This is a genomic window from Citrobacter rodentium NBRC 105723 = DSM 16636, from assembly GCF_021278985.1.
In the GTDB taxonomy this organism is placed as follows: domain Bacteria; phylum Pseudomonadota; class Gammaproteobacteria; order Enterobacterales; family Enterobacteriaceae; genus Citrobacter_A; species Citrobacter_A rodentium.
In genome coordinates this window covers 4,298,075-4,321,693 of sequence record NZ_CP082833.1, presented here as the reverse complement: position 1 = coordinate 4,321,693, position 23,619 = coordinate 4,298,075, and the positions used below count along the sequence as shown (strand labels likewise).

16 protein-coding genes and 1 pseudogene are annotated in these 23,619 nt (G+C 54.1%); 7 read left to right on the top strand and 10 right to left on the bottom strand.

From position 1 onward, the window contains the following. Positions 1-49: 49 nt before the first annotated feature. The gene (locus K7R23_RS20570) at positions 50-1,123 is read right to left on the bottom strand and encodes an acyltransferase family protein (protein ID WP_012905466.1); all 1,074 of its coding nucleotides are present in this window, start codon (positions 1,121-1,123) and stop codon (positions 50-52) included. A gap of 261 nt (positions 1,124-1,384) precedes the next feature. Here K7R23_RS20570 and lolC point away from each other — a divergent pair, with 261 nt between their 5' ends. The 5 genes from lolC to cobB are packed head-to-tail and all read left to right on the top strand — an operon-like array spanning position 1,385 to position 6,300. Then, the gene (gene lolC, locus K7R23_RS20565) at positions 1,385-2,584 is read left to right on the top strand and encodes a lipoprotein-releasing ABC transporter permease subunit LolC (RefSeq protein ID WP_012905467.1); all 1,200 of its coding nucleotides are present in this window, start codon (positions 1,385-1,387) and stop codon (positions 2,582-2,584) included. Further along, complete coding sequence (gene lolD / locus K7R23_RS20560) at positions 2,577-3,278, top strand: lipoprotein-releasing ABC transporter ATP-binding protein LolD (RefSeq protein WP_012905468.1); 702 nt, start codon at positions 2,577-2,579, stop codon at positions 3,276-3,278. Before lolC ends, lolD begins: the two co-directional genes overlap by 8 nt. Next, positions 3,278-4,522, top strand: a complete 1,245-nt coding sequence (lolE, locus tag K7R23_RS20555) for a lipoprotein-releasing ABC transporter permease subunit LolE (RefSeq protein ID WP_012905469.1) — start codon at positions 3,278-3,280, stop codon at positions 4,520-4,522. The genes lolD and lolE overlap by 1 nt, the downstream gene beginning before the upstream one ends. A gap of 28 nt (positions 4,523-4,550) precedes the next feature. Beyond that, entirely contained in the window at positions 4,551-5,462 is a 912-nt protein-coding gene (nagK, locus tag K7R23_RS20550; protein WP_012905470.1) for an N-acetylglucosamine kinase, read from the top strand. A gap of 16 nt (positions 5,463-5,478) precedes the next feature. Then, positions 5,479-6,300 (top strand): Sir2 family NAD+-dependent deacetylase, encoded by an 822-nt coding sequence (gene cobB / locus K7R23_RS20545; protein ID WP_012905471.1) that lies wholly within the window; start codon positions 5,479-5,481, stop codon positions 6,298-6,300. 329 nt (positions 6,301-6,629) lie between these two features. Here the strand turns inward: cobB and K7R23_RS20540 are convergent, their stop codons facing one another. After that, complete coding sequence (locus K7R23_RS20540) at positions 6,630-7,817, bottom strand: MFS transporter (protein ID WP_012905472.1); 1,188 nt, start codon at positions 7,815-7,817, stop codon at positions 6,630-6,632. A 145-nt stretch (positions 7,818-7,962) separates the two neighbouring features. Here K7R23_RS20540 and K7R23_RS20535 point away from each other — a divergent pair, with 145 nt between their 5' ends. Continuing rightward, positions 7,963-8,151: a hypothetical protein gene (locus tag K7R23_RS20535; RefSeq protein ID WP_012905473.1), complete on the top strand. Its 189-nt coding sequence runs from the start codon at positions 7,963-7,965 to the stop codon at positions 8,149-8,151. 99 nt (positions 8,152-8,250) lie between these two features. On the opposite strand, the gene K7R23_RS20530 is transcribed toward K7R23_RS20535, so the two are convergent. The 5 genes and pseudogenes from K7R23_RS20530 to K7R23_RS20510 form a co-directional block, all read right to left on the bottom strand. Further along, positions 8,251-8,925, bottom strand: coding sequence for a hypothetical protein (locus tag K7R23_RS20530; protein WP_012905474.1), 675 nt, complete (start codon positions 8,923-8,925; stop codon positions 8,251-8,253). 682 nt (positions 8,926-9,607) lie between these two features. Beyond that, positions 9,608-12,445 carry an autotransporter outer membrane beta-barrel domain-containing protein gene (locus K7R23_RS20525; protein WP_012905475.1) on the bottom strand — a complete coding sequence of 946 codons (2,838 nt, stop codon included), beginning with the start codon at positions 12,443-12,445 and terminating at the stop codon, positions 9,608-9,610. Between the two features lie 598 nt (positions 12,446-13,043). After that, the gene (locus K7R23_RS20520) at positions 13,044-14,303 is read right to left on the bottom strand and encodes a glycerate kinase type-2 family protein (RefSeq protein WP_012905476.1); all 1,260 of its coding nucleotides are present in this window, start codon (positions 14,301-14,303) and stop codon (positions 13,044-13,046) included. 2 nt (positions 14,304-14,305) lie between these two features. Next, on the bottom strand, positions 14,306-15,394 hold the full coding sequence (locus tag K7R23_RS20515; RefSeq protein ID WP_012905477.1) for a tartrate dehydrogenase: 1,089 nt from the start codon (positions 15,392-15,394) through the stop codon (positions 14,306-14,308). Between the two features lie 80 nt (positions 15,395-15,474). Further along, a pseudogene (locus K7R23_RS20510) lies at positions 15,475-16,446 on the bottom strand (MFS transporter); the annotation flags it as partial. A 128-nt stretch (positions 16,447-16,574) separates the two neighbouring features. On the opposite strand from K7R23_RS20510, the gene K7R23_RS20505 reads away from it, so the two are divergent. Further along, a complete protein-coding gene (locus tag K7R23_RS20505) occupies positions 16,575-17,483 on the top strand; it encodes a LysR family transcriptional regulator (RefSeq protein WP_012905479.1) in 909 nt (302 codons plus the stop codon). Between the two features lie 99 nt (positions 17,484-17,582). Here K7R23_RS20505 and K7R23_RS20500 read toward each other — a convergent pair whose 3' ends face one another. From K7R23_RS20500 to K7R23_RS20490, 3 genes are all read right to left on the bottom strand, one after another. After that, positions 17,583-17,996, bottom strand: a complete 414-nt coding sequence (locus K7R23_RS20500; protein WP_012905480.1) for a GNAT family N-acetyltransferase — start codon at positions 17,994-17,996, stop codon at positions 17,583-17,585. A 232-nt stretch (positions 17,997-18,228) separates the two neighbouring features. Then, a complete protein-coding gene (locus tag K7R23_RS20495) occupies positions 18,229-21,111 on the bottom strand; it encodes an autotransporter outer membrane beta-barrel domain-containing protein (protein ID WP_012905481.1) in 2,883 nt (960 codons plus the stop codon). A 691-nt stretch (positions 21,112-21,802) separates the two neighbouring features. Then, positions 21,803-23,602, bottom strand: coding sequence for an aryl-sulfate sulfotransferase (locus K7R23_RS20490; protein WP_012905482.1), 1,800 nt, complete (start codon positions 23,600-23,602; stop codon positions 21,803-21,805). Between the last annotated feature and the right edge of the window lie 17 nt (positions 23,603-23,619).

Here is a 23,619-nt window from a genome sequence, read left to right as displayed (position 1 = left end):
ATCGTTCCTCTTTAGCAAATTGAATCGCCCTCACACGAGGGCGCAACGCTTAGCGGGAATAGCTGGCGACCGCCGGGCGGGAAGGGGGCGAGAACAGAATATCCCCCAACAGCCCTTGCGACAGTTTACGCACAGCCAGACCGAAGAGCGTACAGACCAGCAGGCTGATAAACGGGTAAACCAGCAGCAGCGCCAGCTCCGTCCGCGGGGACCATACGGCGCCGTTGATTGCAGGAATAAGCAGAAGGCTGAAGGCTTCCACCAGAATGCGGTGGGTGGTGTAAATCGCAATGGTGTTCGAGCCAATCACGTTCATCAGGCCGGATTCGCGCATGCCAAAGCGCTGTTCGTACTGATAAAACAGTTTCATAATCAGCACAATGGAGACGACCGACAGCAATAACGAGACGTTAAACAGCCAGGCCGCGACGGCCAGCACGCTCACGGCACTACATGCCAGCGCATAGCGGCGCAGCGGCACCTCTTTGATCCACTGCATCAGCGGGACGCCAAACCAGGCGCCGAGGCTGTAATAAGGCAGATTGCGGATCACGCTGTTCATGCCCCACCACGGCGTCGGAAGAAAGTTAATCGCTATGCTTAACGCGACGGAACAGACAAAAAGCGGTTTCGCCTGACGGCTAAAAATCTTACATACCGCAAAATAGACAATCAGCGCGTACAGATACCACAGGCTGGTGCTGGCGGTCAGCATACTGCGCAGGAACTGCCCGGCAGAGGCGGCGTAAGCGGCATTGGCGGCGGTATTCAGCTCGCGCTCCGGCGCCAGCGCGCCGTTGAGGGCAGTGATCGCCAGCCACTGCGCCACGCCCCACAGCGCCAGCACCCAGAAGATATTCCAGACGCGCTTATCAAGGCTCTCTTTCCAGCTCACGTCGCTGATATAGCGGCGAATCAAAAAGCCCGAGATAAAGAAAAATACCGGCATACGAAACGGCGCCAGGTAGAGGTTAAAGTAGATCCAGCATTTCGCCAGTAAGTGCGAAAACGGATACTGAAAGTGTGTCAGATGGGGGTAAAAGGTAATCACTGAATGATAAATGACCACCAGACAGATACACAGCCCCTTGATTTGGTTGATCCATAATTCTTTCTTTTTCATCGCTACAGCCTGCTCGCGTTGTTAAACATAGCGTTTAATCCTGCGAGGCGCGGCGGGCGCTGTAATGCGTAACATTCTGCTTTTTGATTTTTTTAAGATAAAGATCAGGGTGATGAGAGAGGGGCAGGAGGCGATATTTAGCAAATCGATTTGTTAAGCTTTTTCACCTTCCCGCTGACGAACACTTACGGTTCAGACATTTACCCTTTCCGCTTTCGCTTATATACTCGTGTCTTTGCTAATCGCAACCAGACGGATTTCATGTATCAACCTGTCGCTCTATTCATTGGCCTGCGTTACATGCGTGGGCGTGCAGCGGATCGTTTCGGTCGCTTCGTTTCCTGGCTTTCCACCATCGGCATTACCCTTGGGGTGATGGCGCTGGTTACGGTTTTGTCGGTTATGAACGGCTTTGAACGCGAGCTGCAAAATAACATTCTGGGCCTGATGCCTCAGGCAATTCTTTCCGCTGAACACGGCTCGCTGAATCCCCGGCAGGTGCCGGAAAAGGCCGTACAGCTAAACGGGGTTAATCGCATTGCGCCCTTGACCACCGGCGATGTGGTTTTGCAAAGCGCGCGTAGCGTGGCGGTCGGGGTGATGCTGGGTATCGATCCGGCGCAAAAAGATCCGCTGACGCCGTATCTGGTCAATGTGAAACAAACCGATCTCCAGCCGGGCAAGTATAATGTCATCCTCGGCGAACAGCTTGCCGGGCAGCTTGGGGTCAGCCGCGGCGATCAGATCCGCGTGATGGTGCCTTCGGCCAGCCAGTTTACGCCGATGGGCCGCCTGCCAAGCCAGCGTCTGTTCACCGTGATCGGCACCTTTGCGGCGAACAGCGAAGTCGACGGCTACCAGATGTTGACCAATATCCAGGATGCGTCACGACTGATGCGCTACCCGGCGGGGAACATTACCGGCTGGCGTTTATGGCTTAATGAGCCGCTGAAAGTTGACACGCTGAGCCAGCAGACGCTGCCGGAAGGGGTGAAATGGCAGGACTGGCGCGAGCGTAAAGGCGAGCTGTTCCAGGCCGTGCGAATGGAAAAGAACATGATGGGACTGCTGCTCAGCCTGATCGTGGCGGTGGCGGCTTTCAATATCATTACCTCGCTGGGGTTGATGGTTATGGAGAAGCAGGGCGAAGTGGCGATTCTGCAAACACAGGGGCTGACGCCGCGGCAGATCATGATGGTCTTTATGGTCCAGGGGGCCAGCGCCGGGATTATCGGCGCGCTGCTCGGGGCGGTGCTCGGCGTGCTGCTTGCCAGCCAGTTGAATAATCTGATGCCGGTTATCGGCATATTGCTCGACGGCGCGTCGCTGCCGGTGGCGATCGAACCGTTGCAGGTCGTTGTCATCGCGCTGGTGGCGATGGCGCTTGCTCTGCTTTCAACGCTTTATCCTTCCTGGCGCGCAGCCGCCACCCAACCCGCTGAGGCTTTACGTTATGAATAAGACCCTGTTGCAATGCGACAAACTGTGCAAACGCTATCAGGAAGGTTCCGTGCAAACCGACGTACTGCACGATGTCAGCTTCAGCGTTGGCGAAGGTGAAATGATGGCGATTGTCGGCAGCTCCGGCTCCGGCAAAAGTACGCTTTTGCACCTGCTGGGCGGCCTGGATACCCCCACCTCCGGCGACGTTATTTTTAGCGGCCAGCCGATGAGTAAACTCTCTTCAGCCGCAAAAGCGGAGCTGCGCAACCAGAAGCTTGGATTTATCTATCAGTTTCACCATCTGCTGCCCGATTTCACCGCGCTGGAAAACGTGGCGATGCCGCTGCTGATCGGCAAGCAGAATCACGCTGAGATCACCGGGCGGGCGCGGGAGATGCTGAAGGCGGTCGGGCTGGAGCATCGTGCGAACCATCGTCCTTCCGAACTTTCCGGTGGCGAGCGCCAGCGCGTGGCGATTGCCCGTGCGTTGGTCAATAACCCGCGTCTGGTGCTGGCGGACGAACCGACCGGGAACCTTGACGCCCGTAACGCCGACAGCATTTTCCAGCTGTTGGGCGAGCTGAACCGCGCGCAGGGCACCGCGTTTCTGGTGGTAACGCACGATTTGCAACTGGCGAAGCGCATGAGCCGCCAGCTGGAGATGCGTGACGGACGCCTGACGGCGGAACTGAGCCTGATGGGGGCGGAGTAATGGCCTCGCCTTTATCGTTATTGATTGGACTGCGCTTTAGCCGGGGACGGCGGCGCAGCGGCATGGTGTCGCTGATTTCGGTGATCTCCACCATCGGCATCGCGCTGGGGGTGGCGGTGCTTATCGTTGGCTTAAGCGCGATGAACGGTTTCGAACGCGAACTGAACAACCGCATTCTGGCGGTGGTGCCGCACGGCGAGATTGAGGCCGTTGAACAACCCTGGAACAACTGGCGCGAAGCGCTGGAGAAGGTGCAGAAGGTGCCGGGCATTGTGGCGGCGGCGCCGTACATCAACTTTACCGGCCTGGTGGAGAGCGGGGCGAATCTGCGCGCCATCCAGGTGAAAGGCGTTGAACCGCAGCAGGAGCAGCGTCTGAGCGCGCTGCCCTCTTTTGTGCGGAATAACGCCTGGGCCAGCTTTAAGGCCGGAGAGCAGCAGATTATCATCGGCAAGGGCGTCGCTGACGCGCTGAAGGTAAAGCAAGGCGACTGGGTGTCGATCATGATCCCTAACGCCAGCGCCGATCACAAGCTGATGCAGCCGAAGCGCGTGCGCCTGCACGTGGCGGGGATTCTGCAACTGAGCGGCCAGCTTGACCACAGCTTTGCCATGATCCCGATGGCCGATGCCCAGCAGTATCTGGATATGAACAATACGGTATCCGGGATTGCGCTGAAGGTGAATGACGTCTTTAACGCCAATAAGCTGGTGAGAGCGGCAGGGGAGGTCACCAACAGCTATGTCTACATCAAAAGCTGGATAGGCACTTACGGCTATATGTACCGCGATATCCAGATGATCCGCGCCATTATGTATCTGGCGATGGTACTGGTGATTGGCGTGGCTTGCTTTAACATCGTTTCAACATTAGTGATGGCGGTAAAAGACAAGAGCGGCGATATTGCGGTATTAAGAACGCTGGGGGCGAAAGATGGCCTGATTCGCGCCATTTTTGTCTGGTACGGCCTGCTGGCGGGACTGCTGGGCAGCATGATTGGCGTGGTGATTGGCGTGGCGGTTTCGCTGCAGCTGACGCCGATTATTAATGCCATTGAAAAGATAACCGGACATCAGTTCCTCTCCGGTGATATCTATTTTATTGACTTCCTGCCATCCGAATTACACTGGCTGGATGTGATTTATGTGCTGGTGACGGCACTGCTGCTGAGCCTTGTGGCAAGTTGGTATCCGGCGCGCCGCGCCAGCAATATTGATCCGGCAAGAGTGCTCAGCGGCCAGTAACAACAAAAGCAAAAGGACGAGGTGCGCAATGTATTACGGATTTGATATTGGCGGAACCAAGATTGCGTTAGGCGTTTTTGATAACCAACGCAAATTACAGTGGGAAAAACGCGTGCCGACGCCGCGCGAGGGCTATGACGCCTTTCTGGACGCGGTGTGCGGCCTGGTGGCGGAAGCCGACCAGCGTTTTGGCGGCAAAGGTTCGGTCGGCATTGGCATCCCCGGTATGCCGGAAACCGAAGACGGGACGCTGTATGCCGCCAATGTTCCCGCCGCCAGCGGCAAACCCCTGCGCGCCGACCTCAGCGCGCGTCTGGATCGCGACGTGCGTCTCGATAACGACGCCAACTGCTTTGCGCTCTCAGAGGCCTGGGACGATGAATTTACGCAATACCCGCTGGTGATGGGGCTGATCCTGGGCACCGGCGTGGGCGGCGGACTGATCCTTAACGGCAAACCCGTTACCGGCAAAAGCTACATTACCGGCGAGTTCGGCCATATGCGCCTGCCGGTCGATGCGCTGACGCTGATGGGTTTCGATTTCCCGTTACGCCGCTGTGGCTGCGGCCAGCTTGGCTGTATTGAAAATTATCTTTCGGGACGGGGATTTGCCTGGCTGTATCAGCACTACTATCATCAACCGCTGGAGGCGCCTGAAATTATTGCTCTGTGGGAGCAGGGGGATGAGCAGGCGCGGGCGCACGTTGAACGTTATCTGGACTTGCTGGCCGTGTGCCTGGGGAATATCCTGACGATTGTCGATCCGGATCTGGTGGTGATTGGCGGCGGGTTGTCGAACTTTTCGGCAATCACAGCTCAGCTGGCGGAGAGACTGCCGCGTCATTTGTTGCCGGTTGCGCGTGTGCCACGTATTGAACGTGCGCGTCACGGCGACGCGGGCGGAATGCGCGGGGCGGCCTTCCTGCATCTTACCGATTAAATAAAAAGAGGTTGTTATGCTGTCGCGGCGCGGTCACCGGTTAAGTCGATTTCGTAAAAATAAACGCCATCTACGTGAACGTCTGCGTCAGCGGATCTTTTTCAGAGACAGAGTGGTGCCGGAAGTGATGGAAAAACCGAGAGTATTGGTGCTTACTGGGGCGGGGATTTCGGCAGAGTCCGGGATCCGCACTTTCCGCGCGGCTGACGGCCTGTGGGAAGAGCATCGGGTCGAAGATGTGGCGACGCCGGAGGGTTTCGCCCGCAATCCGCAGCTGGTGCAATCTTTTTATAACGCCCGCCGTCGCCAGCTCCAGCAGCCTGAAATTCAGCCAAACCCGGCGCATCTTGCCCTGGCGAAGCTGGAAGAGGCGCTGGGCGATCGCTTTTTGCTGGTGACGCAAAACATCGACAACCTGCATGAGCGGGCGGGCAGTCGGAATGTTATCCATATGCACGGCGAGCTGCTGAAGGTGCGCTGCTCGCAGAGCGGACAGATCCTTGAGTGGACCGGCGACGTTACGCCCGAGGACAAATGTCACTGCTGTCAGTTCCCGGCGTCGCTGCGCCCGCACGTGGTCTGGTTCGGTGAAATGCCGCTCGGCATGGATGAAATCTATATGGCGCTGGCGATGGCCGATGTGTTTATCGCCATCGGGACTTCCGGCCACGTCTATCCGGCGGCCGGTTTCGTCCATGAAGCAAAACTGCAGGGCGCGCATACGGTTGAGCTCAATCTCGAACCAAGCCAGGTCGGCAGCGAATTTGACGAGAAAATTTACGGACCGGCAAGCCAGGTGGTGCCTGAGTTTGTTGATAAAATGCTGAAAGGTTTGTAAGCGCAGTTGCCGTAACGACATTGGCGATTTGATAATGGCTGCCCTCAGGAGCGAAAAGAGGTCGTTCTGCTGTAAGATGGCAGCGTTCTCTTCGCTGTAAGAGTCATGACAATTACTGGCTCAGCTGTGAGAAAAGTATTGAACATTTTTAGTTTACGCATTGCATCCATCAGTTGAACTCACAGCATAAAGCGGACGGAGTGTGGTGCAGAGGGGCCGCTTTGAGCGAGCAGCGGAAAGAGAGAAAAACCCCTTCAGTGACACAGAGCTATTTAAAGGGGGGTAATTAGGTTAACCGGCATATTCAGAACGTCGCAGACATAGATTAATTACTCTGCTTTTTCGGGTACAAACTGAGTCAGAAGTAGCGTAATAACACAGATCACCGCGCCTGCAAAAAATGTAGAGACAGAACCCCAGATATCCCATAACAGTCCTGCCCCCAGACTTGCTATAAGTAATCCCAATCCACTCAACAAACTGAAAAACCCAAACGCCGTTCCGCGAAGGTCAACCGGTGCTGTGCGAGCGATCATGGTGTTCAGTAAGCCCTGAGTCATTCCCATATGTAGACCCCATAATGCTACGCCAATTATGATCCCTACCCAGGAATTACTCAGGGCAAGAACTAAATCTGCCACAATGAGCACAACGAGACCCATCTGCAGTAATCGCCTGTGACTGATCCTGTCGGATAAGCGCCCAAATGGGTAGGCTGTAAAAGAAAAAACAATATTCATGGCGACCATAACGAGAGGAATTAAAGCAAGTGGGATATTGACCTCCTGTGCTCTGAGAACCAGGAAGGCCTCACTAAACCTGGCGAGAGTAAACACCCCGCCCAGTCCTATCACCCACCAACAGTGTACGCCCAGCCTTTTTAGATTTTCTTTTCTTACCGGGTTAGTTCTTGCTGTTACTACAGGTGTGCGTGGTTCATGTAATCCAAAGAATAACAGGGCAACGGCCAGAAATGCCGGCACGACCGCCATCCAGTAAACAGCGCGGAAATCGTTACTCCATAACAGCATCAGCCCCACAGCCAGCAGCGGTCCGAGGAATCCTCCCATAGTGTCCAGGGTCTGGCGCAGGCCGTAAGCCGCCCCTCTGATCTCGTGCGGCGTAACGTCGGCAACGAGAGCGTCTCGGGGCGCACCCCTTATTCCTTTTCCTACACGATCAATCATTCGCGCGCTGAATATCATTCCAGATGTGGAGGCCAGTGCAAACAGCGGCTTGCTGATCGCACCAAGACCATATCCAAGAACAGCAAGCCATTTACGTTTGCCAATGTAATCGCTGATCACGCCCGAAAATACTTTGACACATAATGCTGTTGCTTCAGCCAGTCCCTCAATAAGCCCAATGATGACAACTGGAGTTCCCAAAGCAGTTGCCATGAAAAGCGGAAGGAGGCTGTGGATCATTTCAGATGAAACATCCATCAAAAGACTGACAAAACCAATAATCCAGATGCCACCAGGAATGCGCCGCAATGTCGAAAATCGAGTGCTCATTTCATATCCTTGAAAAAGAAAAACGCTATTAAACATCACATCGCGTTATATGTTAATGAGAATCATTTTTTAACAAAACCGTGGCTGTCAGGACGAAGCTCAGGTTGCGTCTTTTTGCACAGGTAAACTTAACTTCCGTCTTTTCATGGAATTAGACGCTTCGAATATCATCAGCCGTGGTGACCGTAAGATTGATAATTTGCCTTTTGGTTCAGTTCCGCTGATCCGTGTAACGCCAATAGCAGAATCAGAGATTGAACACCTTGACCAATCTGATGAATGGGCATCAAGCGCAGCAACACGTGCTCTCATGGAACGGCAGATAGAAACATAGACAATTATCACGAAGTTATTCACGCCCCTTACGGGGCGAAGTGAGTTCACTCAACTTACTTAAAGGAAAAACTGATCCTACCCACGTCGTTAGACAAGCTCATAGAATCTGACCGTCTTTCCCTGCTTTTATACACCCGTCGAAGTCTATGAATCTAATGTATAAAATATTTTTCAGCGCTTCATCACGATATTTTGCAGGTACATTTTTAGCCGTAACGTAGGGATCTACAAAATGGACATCATAAGGGATAATTTTGATGGTGTCGTTTCTGTGTTTTTTACCGCAATCAACCCAAAACAGATCCGGGAATTTTGTAGCAGCCCATAAATCACCTTTAATGTTGAAGTAGTCAATATTAAATCTGTGGTCTATTTGCTTTAATTGTCTGTTATCTTTAAATTTGCGAATTTTAAAAGTAAGCGAATCTTTTGTTAGAACCCCTTTTTCTTGAACAAGAGAATCAAGGTTTTTGTAAGATTGCACTGTTGGCCTGACTAAAAATGGTAGCAATGTTGCAACTCCAGGATTTGACGTCAAGCCTTTTGATCCTACTGAAGTATAGGTTCCAGGATCATTATAATATAAATCTATGTTATCCATTGTATAGGATGTTAAACCTTTAGGTCTTGAAAATTCAATTGAGCCGTAATATTCATTTTTGGAGTACCCAGGTATATCAGAACCATCTCGTTCATAGTTTTTTGGTGAAGAAGAACATGACACAACAAATAATACACAACCAAATATTTTAATATATTTAATAAATTTCATTCTGCTCCCTGCTGAATAATATAACAATATATACGACTGATTTTATAGTATTATTAAAACAAAAGTGACACAAGTAAAATTGAATTCGGTTTCATAGTGTGACCGTTGCCCCGCTGTGCTTTACATTACCGCTTGAGCCTGGACAAAACGGCATATCCGGAAATTTTGCCGAAGTGACGTCAGTTTGCGGCGTTAGCCCTGGCCTTCATCGCAACATTCACGGTGCCATTTGCCAGCTGATGGCAAATCCTGCCTTTCACTTCGGATAAAAATTTATGTATATCCGAAAATAAATACTGACGGGACAAGATGTGTTCCCGCGGCAAAACAATGTTTTCAGACAGACACGGCGAATCGCATGCAATCTCTATTGGTCTGTCTATCCTGCATTGCTTCGGTGTTGATTTTAGCGGGTTTCGGGGCGCAGCCCTGAACCAGTCACGTAGCGTTAGCGGAGTGTATATTGGCTTACTATGTTGGCATAAGCGCTGTTATAGAAAAGGCACCATGCGTAAGTGCTAAATGCCAGTTCTGGGGATATGACGTCTCCTTGCTCACTTGATCGCTGATGCTCCTGCCGTTCGGCTGCGGCGGGCGTTACCTGCTGACGGAGAAAGGCATTAAAAACCCGGTACTCAGCTACCGGGTTAGTAAAGGACGGGGAAATCAGTGCTTCACGCTGTCAGAAGCTGAAGCGGTATCCGGCATTCAGCTGACGCTGGTTAAACGTCTCCCCAGATGTATTGTCGACCTCCAGGTACAGCGTGTGGGTGTTGTTAAACTGCGCGCTGACGCCCAGCCCATTGTTCCAGCCGTTGCCTCTGAAGCTGTGATTCTCGCGCGAGCCATTGAGGGTGAACGATGTGTCGCCCGCAAACTCCCGGATGGCGCCCGTTTTCAGGTAGACGTTCACCCGGCTGTTGCCCGTCTCCTTCTCATACCCCAGCAGAAGGCTGGCCCGTCCCAGAAGGGATTCGTAGCTGCCCAGATCAGTGTTAAGCCCGTTGCTGGCCCGCATTCCGGTGGAGTTCTGGTGGTTCCAGGTGAACTGCAGCTGAGGCTCGGCATAAAAACCGGCTGTTGTCACCGGCAGGGCAAACCGCTGTCCCGCTTCCAGCGAGACGCTGACGCCTGACGAGTTGCCATTGCCGGACACCCGGTTATTCTGGCTGTCGCGAACCGTAAAACTGTTTTTCTGCCGGCTGCCTTTCAGCACCAGATCGCTGTAGAAGCCATTCGCCGCAATCCAGCTGGCATACAGGCCCGCATAGTCTGAACGCACGGAGCCATCACCGCCCCGGTAATCAGGTGAGGCGCTGGTGGTACCTAAAAACAGACCCACTGACAGCGGCAGGTCTTCAGATACGCGTTTATCCGCGCCGATCTGGATCCCGCTGTAGTTCATGCTGAACCCGTCCAGAGTGCCACCGGAAAAGCTGTCCGCCTTACCGCCGTAGCCTCTGATCCACATATCTCCCTTACCGTTCTGCTGACGAAGATCGCCCATCCGCTGCATAAGGGTACTGGTTTCGACATAGCTGAGCACATAGCCCACGTTGAGATAGTTTCCGCCGGCATCCGCTGCACTGGTCAGCTGCGGCCTGTCAGGCGCGGGAGCGGGGACCGGCGTCGGTGCTGGTTCTGGTATCGAAGCTGGCTCCGGAGTCGGTACAGGATCGGGAGCCTGCGCGGAAGAATAGAGTTCCCAGTCCGTTCCGCTCTGCCGCACGCGGTACAGATATCCGCCCAGTTCAACATCAGAAGCCGCGGTAAATGATGCCCCGCCATCAGCGGTTTCGACCACGGTGAGCACCTCATTGCCGGTCGTGGCCATACTCCCCTGGTTTTTGAAGGTCAGCAGGTGGCTTCCCGCACTGCTGCCGGTCACCCTGAGTAAATCGCCGCCATTGTTAACGCCGTTACCGTCTCCGACCAGATCTGTACGCATCACGAACGACCCGTTGCCGCTCAGGCTGGCGACGGTGAGCGTACTGAAAACATCGGGATCGCTGGCCATGCTGGCGAAGTCCACCGTCGAGCCGGTCAGGGAAAGATTATCCAGATTTGAACTGCCGGAGATATTCCAGACGCTGTCATTCAGTGAGACATTCAGGTAGCCGCCGTTGACGTTATCGCTTAAGGCTTTCCCGGTCCATACCGAACCAGGGGCCATATCGATATCGATTTTCCCTCCGCGGGCATCTGCGCTGCCGACGATCAGCATTTTGCCGGTCGCACTGATGCTGCCCGGGGCATAGCCTTCATAATACGTGGAGTAAAAGGCTGTCTCGTCCGCGGAGGCCATTGAAACAGAGAGATCGCCTGTCAGATCGATACTGCCGCCGGTCATGGCATATATGCCCCGTGTACCTGCCGCGCCGGTTATGCTCAGATTTTTCCCGCTGATGGTTCCGCCATCTAACGCCACTAATCCCAGCCCTAAGTCACCACCGGGACCAACGGTGATATCCGTGTCAGAGAGCGTGATGGCAGCTCCTGTCACGGCCGCAGCTGCGTAGCCGCCGCCCGAAAAGAGCGTATTGCGCGCACTCTCTGAACCTCTGAAGTCTATTGTGGCGCCTTCGGAAGCTACCAGCGCGCTTCCTGCCGCAGAGCTGATATGGGTGTCTGCGCCGATCGTTGCGCTGCCACCACGTGCTTCGATTCCGTCAGCATCGCTTCCCTGCACATCTATCGTCAGAGCGTCAGCGTTGAACTGCCCGAAACTCGTGATCCCCATGGCGTAATCGCCTGCTGCGGTAATGACGCTGCCCGTGCCAATATCGACCACGGCATTCTTCTGAATGTACATTCCGTAAGCGCTGTTTCCTTCAGCCTTTATGGAAAGGGCAGTGGCGGTCAGCTGCGCTGGCCCCCTTGCGGCGTCGCCGTCTATGCCCGAGATGAAAATGCCGTAACTGTTCCTGCCGCTGGCGCTGATAATACTCTCGCTCCCCAGATCAACGAGGCTACCGTAACCGCCGATGTTCAGGCCAGTGCTGGCATAGCCGGCCGTCTCCACCGTCAGTTGGTCAGCCGTCAGGGCAGAGCCATTTCTGATAACAACGCCATTTGTAGAAGAACCCTCTGAAGTCGATGCGGTAATAACGCTTCCTGTGCCAAGATCGGCCTGAATGTTATTGGCGAAAAGCCAAAGTCCTGTGGCGTCCTTGCCACTGACGTTTATTGTCAGCCGATCGGCAGTCAGAACACTGTCCGCTCCCTCAACCATAACACCTTTGGCGTTCCTTTCAGGATCGTCCGCGGTGACGGTGACACCGCTGCCGAGCCTGACGGTGGCGGCCTGCTGACCCAAAGGGGTTTTTATGCCGTAAAGGTCGTCATCAGCAGTATCAGCAACGATATGGTCCCCGTTGCTGACTTCAATCAGAACACCTGTCTGGCTGCCAATTGTTGCTGCCTGCGTATAGCCGGGATAGACGGCAAGACCAATACAGCAGATACCCAGGCTAAATGCGCGCTGTGTTTCGCTGAACTGTCGGAATGCAGTAATTTTCATAGATGATCCTTTTAAGTAATGCTCCATATAAGCCGGTTGACGGCGTAAAACTTCCCTGAAGATCCGGGGCCGGATCTTCATCAGAGTCGATAATGAGTGGGGGGAGTGTGCTAAACAGCCGGAATTAACGTCAGTGGCATATGATTTCCTTTTCCTGTACGCAGAGATTTCAGCTTCACTGCTGATTCCATTCCTGAAGAATATATTATATTCACCGGGCAGATATTAACAACAGGATTACAGTATTGGCAAGTAACGTTAATCTATTGATTTTAATCGATTTAGCCGAGGATTTCGGATAAAGGAGTGATAATATCTGGAAATGTCTGTTTTCGGACTGATTTAATTCTCCCGCCCGATCGGTGCGCGGTCAGCCGTACTATTTCTGTTAACAGGCAACCTGGCATAAATATGACGCGCACTAAGGTCTGAAATAGATCTGTCGCCCCGAACCTCATTCAGAATAACTTTCAGTTTCGCTGGCTCAACAGTGAGAAAAGTGTTGAACATTTTTGGATTATGCAAGGCGTCCATTAGCTTAACTATTCTTGCTGATTTCATGAGGCGACAGAATTTCTTAAATAAACACATTAGCGCGTCAGATAATCATTATTGCCCGAATATCGTTTACGTTTGTTAACGTTGGACCGGTTATCACCAGGTCATCGATCGCGTGAAAAAAGCTGTAACTGTCATGTACATCAAGATAATTCCCCGCATTCAGGCCACCCATCTTGCCGCGCGTTAGCGTGTCCGGAAATACCAGTGCACCTGCTGCATCTTCCGTTCCGTCGATACCATCACTGTCGCCGGCGATTGCCCAGATACCGCTTTCTCCCTCTAACGCACAGGCCAGACTGAGCGAAAACTCAGTATTACGCCCCCCTTTTCCGTGCTGGCCATTATTTACCGTAACGGTGGTTTCGCCACCCGACAGCAATACAGCCGGACCGCGAACCGGATGACCATACTGTTTAACGGATTGAGCAATACCGGCCATAACAACGGCCACTTCCCGGCTTTCGCCTTCTATCGCATCGCCCAGAATAATCGGCGTGAGTCCGTGCCTGCGCACAGCCAACGCCGCAGCCTGCAAAGCCAACTGCGGCGTGGCGATGAGCCTGACTTCACTGTTCGCTGTGTTGTCAACCGGACTGGCCTGCTTGTTTAGCAGTTCATCAACCGGTCTGGAGACAGGAATCGCGTAACGCTGCAGGACCTGGAGTGCCTGCTGCGGTGTACTCTGGTCGGCAACGGTGGGGCCGGACGCCACATCAGCCGGACTGTCGCCGGGCACGTCACTGATAATCAGTGACACAATACGTGCCGGTTGCGCCATTCTTGCCAGCTTGCCGCCTTTCACCGCTGAGAGATGACGCCGTACCAGATTCATCTCTTTGATGCTGGCACCGCTGTGCAGTAGCGCGCGGGTAATTGTTTGCTTATCTTTCAGCGTTAAACCTGGCGCGGGCAGCGCCATCAGCGCCGACCCGCCACCAGAAATGAGCGCCAGCACCAAATCATCAGAGGTCAAACCGCGCAGCGCTTCCACAATGAGCATTGCGGCAACCTCGCTCATCGAATCAGATACCGGATGAGCAGCCTCGATAATCCGGATGCGGCCAGCAGGCACCGCGTAGCCGTAACGCGTTACCACCACGCCAGAAACATCCACATCCGGCCAGGCTGCATCCACAGCCGCTGCCATCGCCGCCGAGGCTTTACCGGCACCAATCACCACGCAGCGGCCACGTGGTTTTTCCGGCAGGTTAGCCAGGATCGCAGGTCCGGCACGGGCGCTATCGACGGCATGCTGAAAGATATCCTGCAGGATCTCTGCAGCCTGTTCATTTTTCATAGTCAGACGGTCCCGGCGATGGTTGCTCTGGCTTCGATAAATTCCACTACCGCGCGGGTTACTTCAGCGGTACTGGCTGTTCCTCCGACATCGGGCGTCAGAATGCCTTTCTCACAGACATATTCGATGCTTTCCATAATCAGCGCCGCGGCGTTACGTTCTCCAAGATGTTCAAGCATCTGTACCGCGGTCCAGAAGGTCGCTATCGGGTTAGCAATGCCTTTGCCAGTGATATCGAACGCTGAACCATGGATAGGTTCGAACATGGAAGGGAAGCGGCGTTCCGGATCAATATTGGCGGTCGGCGCTACGCCCAGGCTGCCCGCCAGCGCACCGGCCAGATCGGAAAGGATATCGGCGTGCAGGTTGGTGGCAACGATGGTATCCAGCGTCCGGGGATGAAGCGTCATGCGGTGCGTCATGGCATCAACCAGCATTTTGTCCCATTGCACATCCGGGAACTCCTGCGCCACTTCGGCAGCAATCTCATCCCACATCACCATGCCGTGGCGCTGGGCGTTGGATTTGGTCACCACGGTCAGCAGTTTGCGTGGTCGGGACTGCGCCAGTCGGAAGGCATAGCGCATGATGCGCGTAACACCCACACGGGTGAAGATAGCCACCTCGGTGCCGACTTCTTCCGGTAATCCACGGTGCGCACGGCCGCCATTACCGGAGTATTCACCTTCGGAGTTTTCACGCACAATAACCCAGTCAAGATCGCCTGGACCCCGATTACGTAGTGGCGAAGTGACGCCTGGCAGGATTTTGGTTGGCCGCACGTTGGCGTACTGGTCGAAACCCTGGCAAATTGGCAGACGCAGACCCCAGAGTGTGATGTGGTCAGGCACATCCGGCGCGCCTACTGCGCCGAAGTAAATCGCATCGAACGTTTTCAGCTTATTCAGTCCTTCTTCCGGCATCATCACGCCATGTTTTTTGTAATAGTCTGAACCCCAGTCAAAGGTCTCTACATCAAACTTCAGCTGCGGATCGTGGCGTGTCAGCGCATGCAGCACCTCAACACCTGCGGAAATTACTTCCGGACCGATACCGTCGGCAGGTATGGCGGCAATTTTGTAGTTACGCATCGTTATTTCTCCAGTTAATGAGTATGAGGATGAGGGATCTCTGCCGTTTGCGGCTTGGCGGCCCTGGCAGAAAGAATCAGGACAATGAGGGCCGAAATCGCCAGCAGGCAGGCGCCAATCACATGCCAGCTACGCTCTTTGGTGCGGTCGGAATGCCGTGCCCACAGGATCATAGCGATGACGCCGATGACAGCCGGGAAAGCGTTGAGGAAACCAATCTCCAGCGAGGAAGCGCCGAAGCTGCGGATGATTTGCGGGGACCAGATGCCAAGTGTGTACAATCCGGCAGACGTACCAAAATAGACCAGCGCCAGTGCCAGCACCCGCTTATCCGCAAGTCCTTTCCATGCGCTGCTGTGGCTCTGTTTTGCCGTTCGAGCCTGCTCCTCGGCCTGCATGGTGTTTTCCAGCCACGCACGCTCTTCGTCAGTCAACCATTTGGCTTTGGCTGGACGATCGGTGAGGAAGAACAGAACCACCACCCCAAGCACCAGCGCTGGCACGGCTTCCAGCACAAACATCCACTGCCACCCCGCATAGCCGAGGAAACCATGCATCTCCAGCAGGGCGGCTGAAATAGGCGAGCCCAGCGCGGTGGAAAGTGGTGCGGCGGCCATAAAGATGGCAGTGACCTGCGCACGTTTCACCGCCGGGAACCAGTAGCTGAGATAAAGGATGATGCCGGGAAAGAAACCCGCCTCCGCCACGCCGAGCAGAAAACGCAGGATATAGAAGCTTGTTGTGCCCTGCACAAAAGCCATGCAGCCAGAGACCAGGCCCCAGGTGATCATCACGCGGGCTATCCAGATGCGGACGCCGACTTTATGCAGGATTAAGTTTGACGGTACTTCAAACAAAAAGTAACCGAGGAAGAAAATGCCGGCTCCCAGCCCGAAAACGGTGGGCGAAAAACCCAAATCTTCGTTCATGGTCAGGGCGGCAAAACCAATGTTTACCCGATCGAGAAAAGCGATGAAATAAAGCAGCATAATAAAAGGAATAATGCGTAGGGTAACCTTCCGTATAACCTTTTTTTCGATGTCGTTATTCATTTCGGGATGCTCCATAGTAGTGTAGGGTTGTTATGGTTTTGTTATGATTTTATTATGAGGTTTTAGGCGGCTTTATCATCAGCACTACTTTATACAAATAATTTATATAATCTGATTCTGGTGAAAAAATGGATATAAATCAGCTGCGTTGCTTTGTGGTGTTAGGTGATGAACTTCACTTTGGCCGGGCTGCCCGTAAACTCGAAATGATGCCTGCGTCACTCAGTCGTTTCATCAAACTACTGGAGGAAGATCTGGCGATAAGGTTGCTGAATCGATCGACCCGCAACGTATCGCTGACTCCGGAAGGGGCAGAATTCTTAAATGAGGCTAAGGTTGTCATTGCTGATTTTGATGCGTTACGGCTGCGATTCCGGAAAAATATACCGTCGCAGAAAAGAACATTGCGGATCGGTGCAATTGACAGCGCCGCCAGAGGGTTATTACCGGAATTACTTAATCTTTTTGTCAGGCAGTATCCTGAAGCGGATATCCATATTACGGAAGATAAGTCTCACAGTCTTATTCCGCGGCTCATTTCAGGGTGGCTGGATATTATCTTTGTTCGTCCGCCCGAAGATGTTGATGCAACGCTGACGACGAGGTTTATCGCTAATGAAAGCTGTGTGCTCGCTGTTCCTGCCCTTCACCGGTTGGTCAGTTATGACGAAGTCAGTATTGATGATTTCTTTAATGAACCGGTTATTGTGCCGGAAAGACGCACAAGGCCCCACAGCCATGATTTAACGATGAATGTCTTCAAAGCTGGCGGCAGATCTCCTGTTATTGCGCAGTATGCTGAGGAGAAACAGACCATTCTGAGTTTAGTCGCTGCCGGGCTGGGCATTGCCTTGGTGCCAGCATCCTATAAAAATATGAATGCTGACGGTGTCAGGTATCTTCCTCTCTCGCCGATGCAGCATATTGAAGGGCTTCCCCTGAGCGCGATGTGGCATCAGGGAAATAATAATATGTATGTCAGATCCCTGCTGGATATGCTTTCCGGCAACATCGAAGAACTGACCCGTAACTTGTGATGTGAGTCCCGTATTTAAGTTTAATAATAAAATTTATAACTTCACCGTAACGGTTTGCGTTTTGCCTGAATATCCGCTGCTGACACAATAATCAGTGAATTAAAAGACAATGCTCATTGCTACCCGACGTGATGGATCGAAACCTTTTGCGAACTCATCCTCAATCATGGCCGCCAAATGCAGCGGTCGCGCATCTCCTTCCACAATCTCAAAACCTGACCTGGCGTAAAACCTGGCATTAAATGGGGCCATTTTATCCGTTGTTAGCGTGGCGCCTGTCAGGCCGCGTAGCTTTCCCTTATGGAGAATTGCCTGCATCAGTCGTTTGCCGATCCCACGTCGCTGCCAGTCCGGATGCACATCCATTTCTGCGATATGCATCCATTTGCCTTCGACTTTTCCTGCGATGAATCCGACGGGAACGGCATCTGGCGTATAGGCTGCAAGCAGTAGCCCGTTACGGCTGAAATCGCTTAATTCGTCCAGGCTACATGCGCTCGCCGGGCCGCGCATAGCCCCTGCGTGGCGTAGCGTTTCAAAGGCTGCCAGCTCGATGGCGCGAAGGGCGGCAAAGTGCCCGGGATGTGCGGGGATGATACTGAACTTTATGTGGGTGTTCTCCGTATGGGGGTTAGCGATGTCTACTTTTTTGTACGAGTTGTCATTTCTTCATTCATTTTATATAAAAAACCCGGTAATCGCCTACCGGGTTAGTACAGGACGGGGAAATCAGTGCTTCACGCTATCAGAAGCTGAAGCGGTATCCCGCATTTACCTGACGCTGGTTAAACGTCTCCCCAGATGTACTGTCGACCTCCAGGTACAGCGTGTGCGCGTTGTTAAACTGCGCGCTGACGCCCAGCCCGTTGTTCCAGCCGTTCCCCCTGAAGCTGTGATTCTCGCGCGAGCCATTGAGGGTGAACGATGTGTCGCCTGCAAACTCCCGGATGGCGCCCGTTTTCAGGTAGACGTTCACCCGGCTGTTGCCCGTCTCCTTCTCATACCCCAGCAGAAGGCTGGCCCGTCCCAGAAGGGATTCGTAGCTGCCCAGGTCTGTGTCAAGCCCGTTGCTGGCCCGCATTCCGGTGGAGTTCTGGTGGTTCCAGGTGAACTGCAGCTGAGGCTCGGCATAAAAACCGGCTGTTGGCACCGGCAGGGCAAACCGCTGTCCCGCTTCCAGCGAGACGCTGACGCCTGACGAGTTGCCATCGCCGGACACCCGGTTATTCTGGCTGTCGCGGACCGTAAAACTGTTTTTCTGCCGGCTGCCTTTCAGCACCAGATCGCTGTAGAAGCCATTCGCCGCAATCCAGCTGGCATACAGGCCCGCATAGTCTGAACGCACGGAGCCATCACCGCCCCGGTAATCAGGTGAGGCGCTGGTGGTGCCTAAAAACAGACCGACTGACAGCGGCAGGTCTTCAGACACGCGTTTATCCGCGCCGATTTGGAACCCGCTGTAGTTCATACTGAACCCGTCCAGACTGCCACCGGCAAAGCTGTCCGCCTTACCGCCGTAGCCTTTGATCCACATATCACCCTTACCGTTCTGCTGGCGCAGATTGCCCATCCGCTGCATAAGGGTGCTGGTTTCCACATAGCTGAGCACATAGCCCACGTTGAGATAGTTTCCGCCGGCATCCGCCGCATTTGTCAGCTGCGGTCTGCCAGGCGCGGGGGCGGGGACCGGCGTCGGTACCGGTTCTGGTGTCGAAGCAGGTCCCGGGGTTGGCACAGGAGCCGGTGTCGGTGCTGGTTCCGGAGCTGGTACAGGATCGGGAACCTGCCCTGAAGAATAGAGTTCCCAGTTCGTTCCGCTCTGTCGAACGCTGTACAGGTAACCCCCCAGTTCAACATCAGAAGCCGCGGCAAATGATGCGCCGCCATCAGCGGTTTCGACCACAGTGAGCACCTCATTGCCGGTCGTGGCCATACTTCCCTGGTTTTTGATGGTCAGCAGGTGGCTTCCCGCACTGCTGCCGGTCACCCTGAGTAAATCGCCGCCATTGTTCACGCCGTTACCGTCACCGACCAGGTCTGTACGCATCACGAACGACCCGTTACCGCTCAGGCTGGCGACGGTGAGCGTACTGAAAACATCGGGATCGCTGGCCATGCTGGCGAAGTCCACCGTCGAGCCGGTCAGGGAGAGGTTATCCAGATTTGAACTGCCGGAGAGATTCCAGACGCTGTTATTCAGTGCGACATTCAGGTAGCCGCCATTGACGTTATCGCTGAAGGCTTTCCCGGTCCATACCGAACCGGGGGCCATATCGATATCGATTTTGCCTCCGCGGGCATCTGCGCTGCCGACGATCAGCATTTTGCCGGTCGCACTGATGCTGCCTGGGGCATAGCCGTTATAATGCTGAGTGCCGAATGCTGTCTCGTCCGCTGAGGCCATTGAGACAGAGAGATCGCCAGTCAGGTCGATACTGCCGCCGCGCATGACATACAGGCCCGCCGTACCCGCAGCGCCGGTCACGCTAAGATTTTCCCCACTGATGGTTCCGTCATCTGACGTCGCTAATCCCGCCGCGAAGTCACCACCGCCATCAACGGTGATATCCGTGTCAGAGAGCGTGATGGAAGCGTACTCCTGGGCTCCCACAGCAGCAAAGCCGGAAAATAGTGTATTGCGTGCGTTCTCTGAGCCTCTGAAGGTTATCGTGGAGTCTGCCCCGAATGCGAACAGCGCGCTTCCTGCCGCAGAGCTGATATGGCTGTCTGCACCGACCGTTGCACTGCCGCCCCGCACGTCGATTCCGCCAGCAAAGATTCCCTGCACATCGATTGTCAGAGCGTCAGCGTTGAACTGCCCGGAGTCCTCGATCAGGACCCCCATGGCGTAATCGCTGGCAGCGGTGATTACGCTGCCCGTGCCGATATCGACCACCGCATTCTCCCGAATGTACATCCCGTAAGCGATCGAACCTTCAGCTTCAGCCTTTATGGTAAGAGCTGTTGCGGTCAGTTGCGCTGGCCCCCGGGCGGCGTTACCGTTCATGCCTGCAACGTAAATGCCGGTGCTGTTACTGCCGCTGGTGTTGATAACACTCCCGCTCCCCAGATCGGCGCGGCTACCATAACCGCTGATGTTCAGACCCGTGCTGCTAAGGCCGGTCGCCTCCACTGTCAGGTGATCGGCCGTCAGGGCAGAGCCATTTCCGACACTAATGCCCTCAGCAAGAGAACTCCCTGAAGCCGATGCCGCAATAACGCTTCCTGTGCCAAGATCGGCCTGAATAGTGTCTGAGGAGAGCCAGAGTCCTTTAGCGTTCTTGCCATTGACGTTGACGGTCAGCCGATCGGCGGTCAGAACGCTGTTTGCTCCCTGAACCAGAACACCTCTGGCGTTCCTGTCAGGATCGTCCACCGTGACGGAGACCCCGCTGCCGAGCCTGACGGTAGCCTGCTGGCCCGGAGTGGTTGTTACACCGTAAAGGTTGTCACCAGCGGTATCGGCAACGATATGGTCCCCGTCGCTGACTTCAATCAGGGCCCCGTTCTGGCTGCCGATCGTCGCCCCCAGCGAATATCCGGGATAAATAGCAAGACCAATACAGAAGATACCCAGGCCAAATATGCGCTGTGTTTCGCTGAACTGTCGGAATGCAGTAATTTCCATAGACGATCCTTTTCAGTAATACTCCATATAGCCGGTTGACGGCGTAAAACTCCCCTGAAGATCCGGGGACCGGATCTTCATCAGCGTCGATAACAGGCAGGGGGGAACTGAACAACCGGCATTAACGTCAGTGGCATAGGATTTCCCTCTCCTGTACGCGGAGATTTCAGCTTTTTACTGCTGATTCCATTTCTGATGAATATATATATTCACGAAACTGATATTAACAACAGGACTGCCCGATCGGCAAGCAATGTTAATATTTTGTTTTTATCTTAACATCTTGATTAAAGGTAGTGGTAATCACTATAAATATCTGATTGCGTATTAATTTAATTCTTCAGTATGACCATTATACGGTCAGATGTGCTATTTCTGTTCACAGGCAATCAGGTATAAATATGATGCGCACTAAGATCTGAAATAGTTCTGTCGCCCCGAATCATGTGCAGAATGACTCTCTGTTTCGCGGGCTCAGCGATGGGAAATGGGTTGAATATTTTTGGTTTATGCAATGCATTCATTTGCTCAACTATGCGCGAATAATCCTCGCGTATTACGTATACGTGAGGATTACTCGCGAAGTTCTCTCTTCTGGCCGCCCGGGAGGTGTTCAATATACTTACGCGTTTTGCGCGAGCGCTGTCCGGATGAAAAATAGCAAATATAATAGCCCTGATTGTCCGGGCTCTTATTTCTGCTGTTCCCCTTCGACATTTTTCAACCAGCCTGCCAGCGCCTCCAAAGACAGCGTTTGCGGCCCGCGCTGCGCGGGCTGACCGTGTTTTAGCACCAGCAGCGTCGGCAGACCGCGTACACCGAGAGCAGCGGCAAGTTCCTGGTTCCGATCGGCATCCAGATAGCAGGTATCCAGCGCGGCAAGTGGCGACTGGAGCTGCTCATGCGCCAGCAGTTGCCAGAGTTTACGGCAGTGCACACAGCGCTCCGCGCCCACAAATAACAGCACTGGTCGTTCACTCTCCAGCTCGCTCGCCGCGTTTACCGGCCTGAACGCGCTTTCCGCTACCTGAAACAGCTTCGGACTACGGCGCAGGGTATCGTTATCGGTTGCCACGCATAGCGCATCGGCGTTTTTGCTGTACGGCTGCACGCCCGCAACCCGTACGACGCTTTGCGCCGGACCCGCCGCCGCCGCGCTGGGCTGGCGCAGAGTACGTACGTCAACAGCGGCAATCGGCGTTTCCTGTGGCTGAGTGAGCTGCGGGATCCAGAAATACGGAATACGGTAAGCGCGATAGACCATATTGTTATTCAGCGTCTTGCCCCAGAACGGCGAGATGTACTCCCAGACAATCTCATGATCGCGGGTCACTTCAAAAATACGGCCATTAGAACCTTCGTTAATCAAGGTATTGCCATTTTCCAGGCGTTGCATATTACTGATGTACGGGCTGTAAAAACGATATGAATCGGTTGGCTGCGGTAGATCCGCTTCATAAGGGGAGTAGCGCCACTCAATATCAAGGGTAATCGGGTTAATCTCAAGGACCCGCGAATAATCGCGCCAGGCATTTTTTATCCCGTCCGCCGAGGCCGGGTTCGGCGCCCCGTATCCGGCCCAGCCACCGTTATCAAAGATCAGGATGTTCCCCGCGCCGGGCAACCCTTGTGGAATTAAATGCGCGTGGTGCTGGCCGATGATCCAGCCGATGTGCTTCAGCTCCGGTTTGCTGTAGTCCGGACCAAGCTGCCAGACGATTTTACCGCTCTGCTTATCAATGATGGCGATAATATTGGATTCGCGGGCATCCCAGATAATGTTGTCGGGATGGAAGCGTTGATCGCCCGCGTCATACCACTTATTCGGCCCCAGCGCCGACATCGAATTGATATGCATCCAGTCCCCCATGCCGCCGCCGCTGGCGCGCATGTTCGGGTTATTATACAGCGCGGTACGCGCCGCATCGTCAAAGCCAAGCTCATGGAAATGGTCGCTGCAGCGCCACTCCCACACCACGTTGCCCTGCCAGTCGACCTCAATGATGGTGTCATCCAGCAGCAGCTTGTCGGAGATGGCTTCATTAATCAGATTGGTATGGGCGAGGATAAGCGTATTCCCCCCCGTAACCTGCGGCTCCAGCCCGGGGGCATAATAGCCGACCGGGTTGCCCGCACGCTGGTAATCATGGTGCGCGCGCGCCATCCAGCGCGTTTCACTGCCCGGGTCGCTAATCTGCTCATAGCGGTCGAATTGCCAAGTGATGTTTCCTTCCCAGTCCACCTGGATTAAGTCGAGCATATCCTGCATACCGTAGCGCGGATCGCGCTCGCCGCTGTGGCCGAGTATTGCGCCGCCGGGCAGAATTTTGTTGGGGAAGCCGTGCAGCTCTGGCCATTCCCGTACCACGCAGCCATTCATATCCACCAGCACCGCGCCGTGCCCGGCGGCCTGGAAAAGCGTATAGCCGCTCCAGGCGCGCTGCGGATCGTAAAGCGTCGCGCCGGTCGGATAAACGGAAGGATGTCCCATAGTGTGCTCCTTAAATA

What these genes read in the sequence shown, in the direction of transcription:
- K7R23_RS20570 (WP_012905466.1), bottom strand. Translation starts at nt 1,123, where the DNA reads ATGAAAAAGAAAGAATTATGGATCAACCAAATCAAGGGGCTGTGTATC.
- lolC (WP_012905467.1), top strand. Translation starts at nt 1,385, where the DNA reads ATGTATCAACCTGTCGCTCTATTCATTGGCCTGCGTTACATGCGTGGG.
- lolD (WP_012905468.1), top strand. Translation starts at nt 2,577, where the DNA reads ATGAATAAGACCCTGTTGCAATGCGACAAACTGTGCAAACGCTATCAG.
- lolE (WP_012905469.1), top strand. Translation starts at nt 3,278, where the DNA reads ATGGCCTCGCCTTTATCGTTATTGATTGGACTGCGCTTTAGCCGGGGA.
- nagK (WP_012905470.1), top strand. Translation starts at nt 4,551, where the DNA reads ATGTATTACGGATTTGATATTGGCGGAACCAAGATTGCGTTAGGCGTT.
- cobB (WP_012905471.1), top strand. Translation starts at nt 5,479, where the DNA reads ATGCTGTCGCGGCGCGGTCACCGGTTAAGTCGATTTCGTAAAAATAAA.
- K7R23_RS20540 (WP_012905472.1), bottom strand. Translation starts at nt 7,817, where the DNA reads ATGAGCACTCGATTTTCGACATTGCGGCGCATTCCTGGTGGCATCTGG.
- K7R23_RS20535 (WP_012905473.1), top strand. Translation starts at nt 7,963, where the DNA reads ATGGAATTAGACGCTTCGAATATCATCAGCCGTGGTGACCGTAAGATT.
- K7R23_RS20530 (WP_012905474.1), bottom strand. Translation starts at nt 8,925, where the DNA reads ATGAAATTTATTAAATATATTAAAATATTTGGTTGTGTATTATTTGTT.
- K7R23_RS20525 (WP_012905475.1), bottom strand. Translation starts at nt 12,445, where the DNA reads ATGAAAATTACTGCATTCCGACAGTTCAGCGAAACACAGCGCGCATTT.
- K7R23_RS20520 (WP_012905476.1), bottom strand. Translation starts at nt 14,303, where the DNA reads ATGAAAAATGAACAGGCTGCAGAGATCCTGCAGGATATCTTTCAGCAT.
- K7R23_RS20515 (WP_012905477.1), bottom strand. Translation starts at nt 15,394, where the DNA reads ATGCGTAACTACAAAATTGCCGCCATACCTGCCGACGGTATCGGTCCG.
- K7R23_RS20505 (WP_012905479.1), top strand. Translation starts at nt 16,575, where the DNA reads ATGGATATAAATCAGCTGCGTTGCTTTGTGGTGTTAGGTGATGAACTT.
- K7R23_RS20500 (WP_012905480.1), bottom strand. Translation starts at nt 17,996, where the DNA reads ATGCGCGGCCCGGCGAGCGCATGTAGCCTGGACGAATTAAGCGATTTC.
- K7R23_RS20495 (WP_012905481.1), bottom strand. Translation starts at nt 21,111, where the DNA reads ATGGAAATTACTGCATTCCGACAGTTCAGCGAAACACAGCGCATATTT.
- K7R23_RS20490 (WP_012905482.1), bottom strand. Translation starts at nt 23,602, where the DNA reads ATGGGACATCCTTCCGTTTATCCGACCGGCGCGACGCTTTACGATCCG.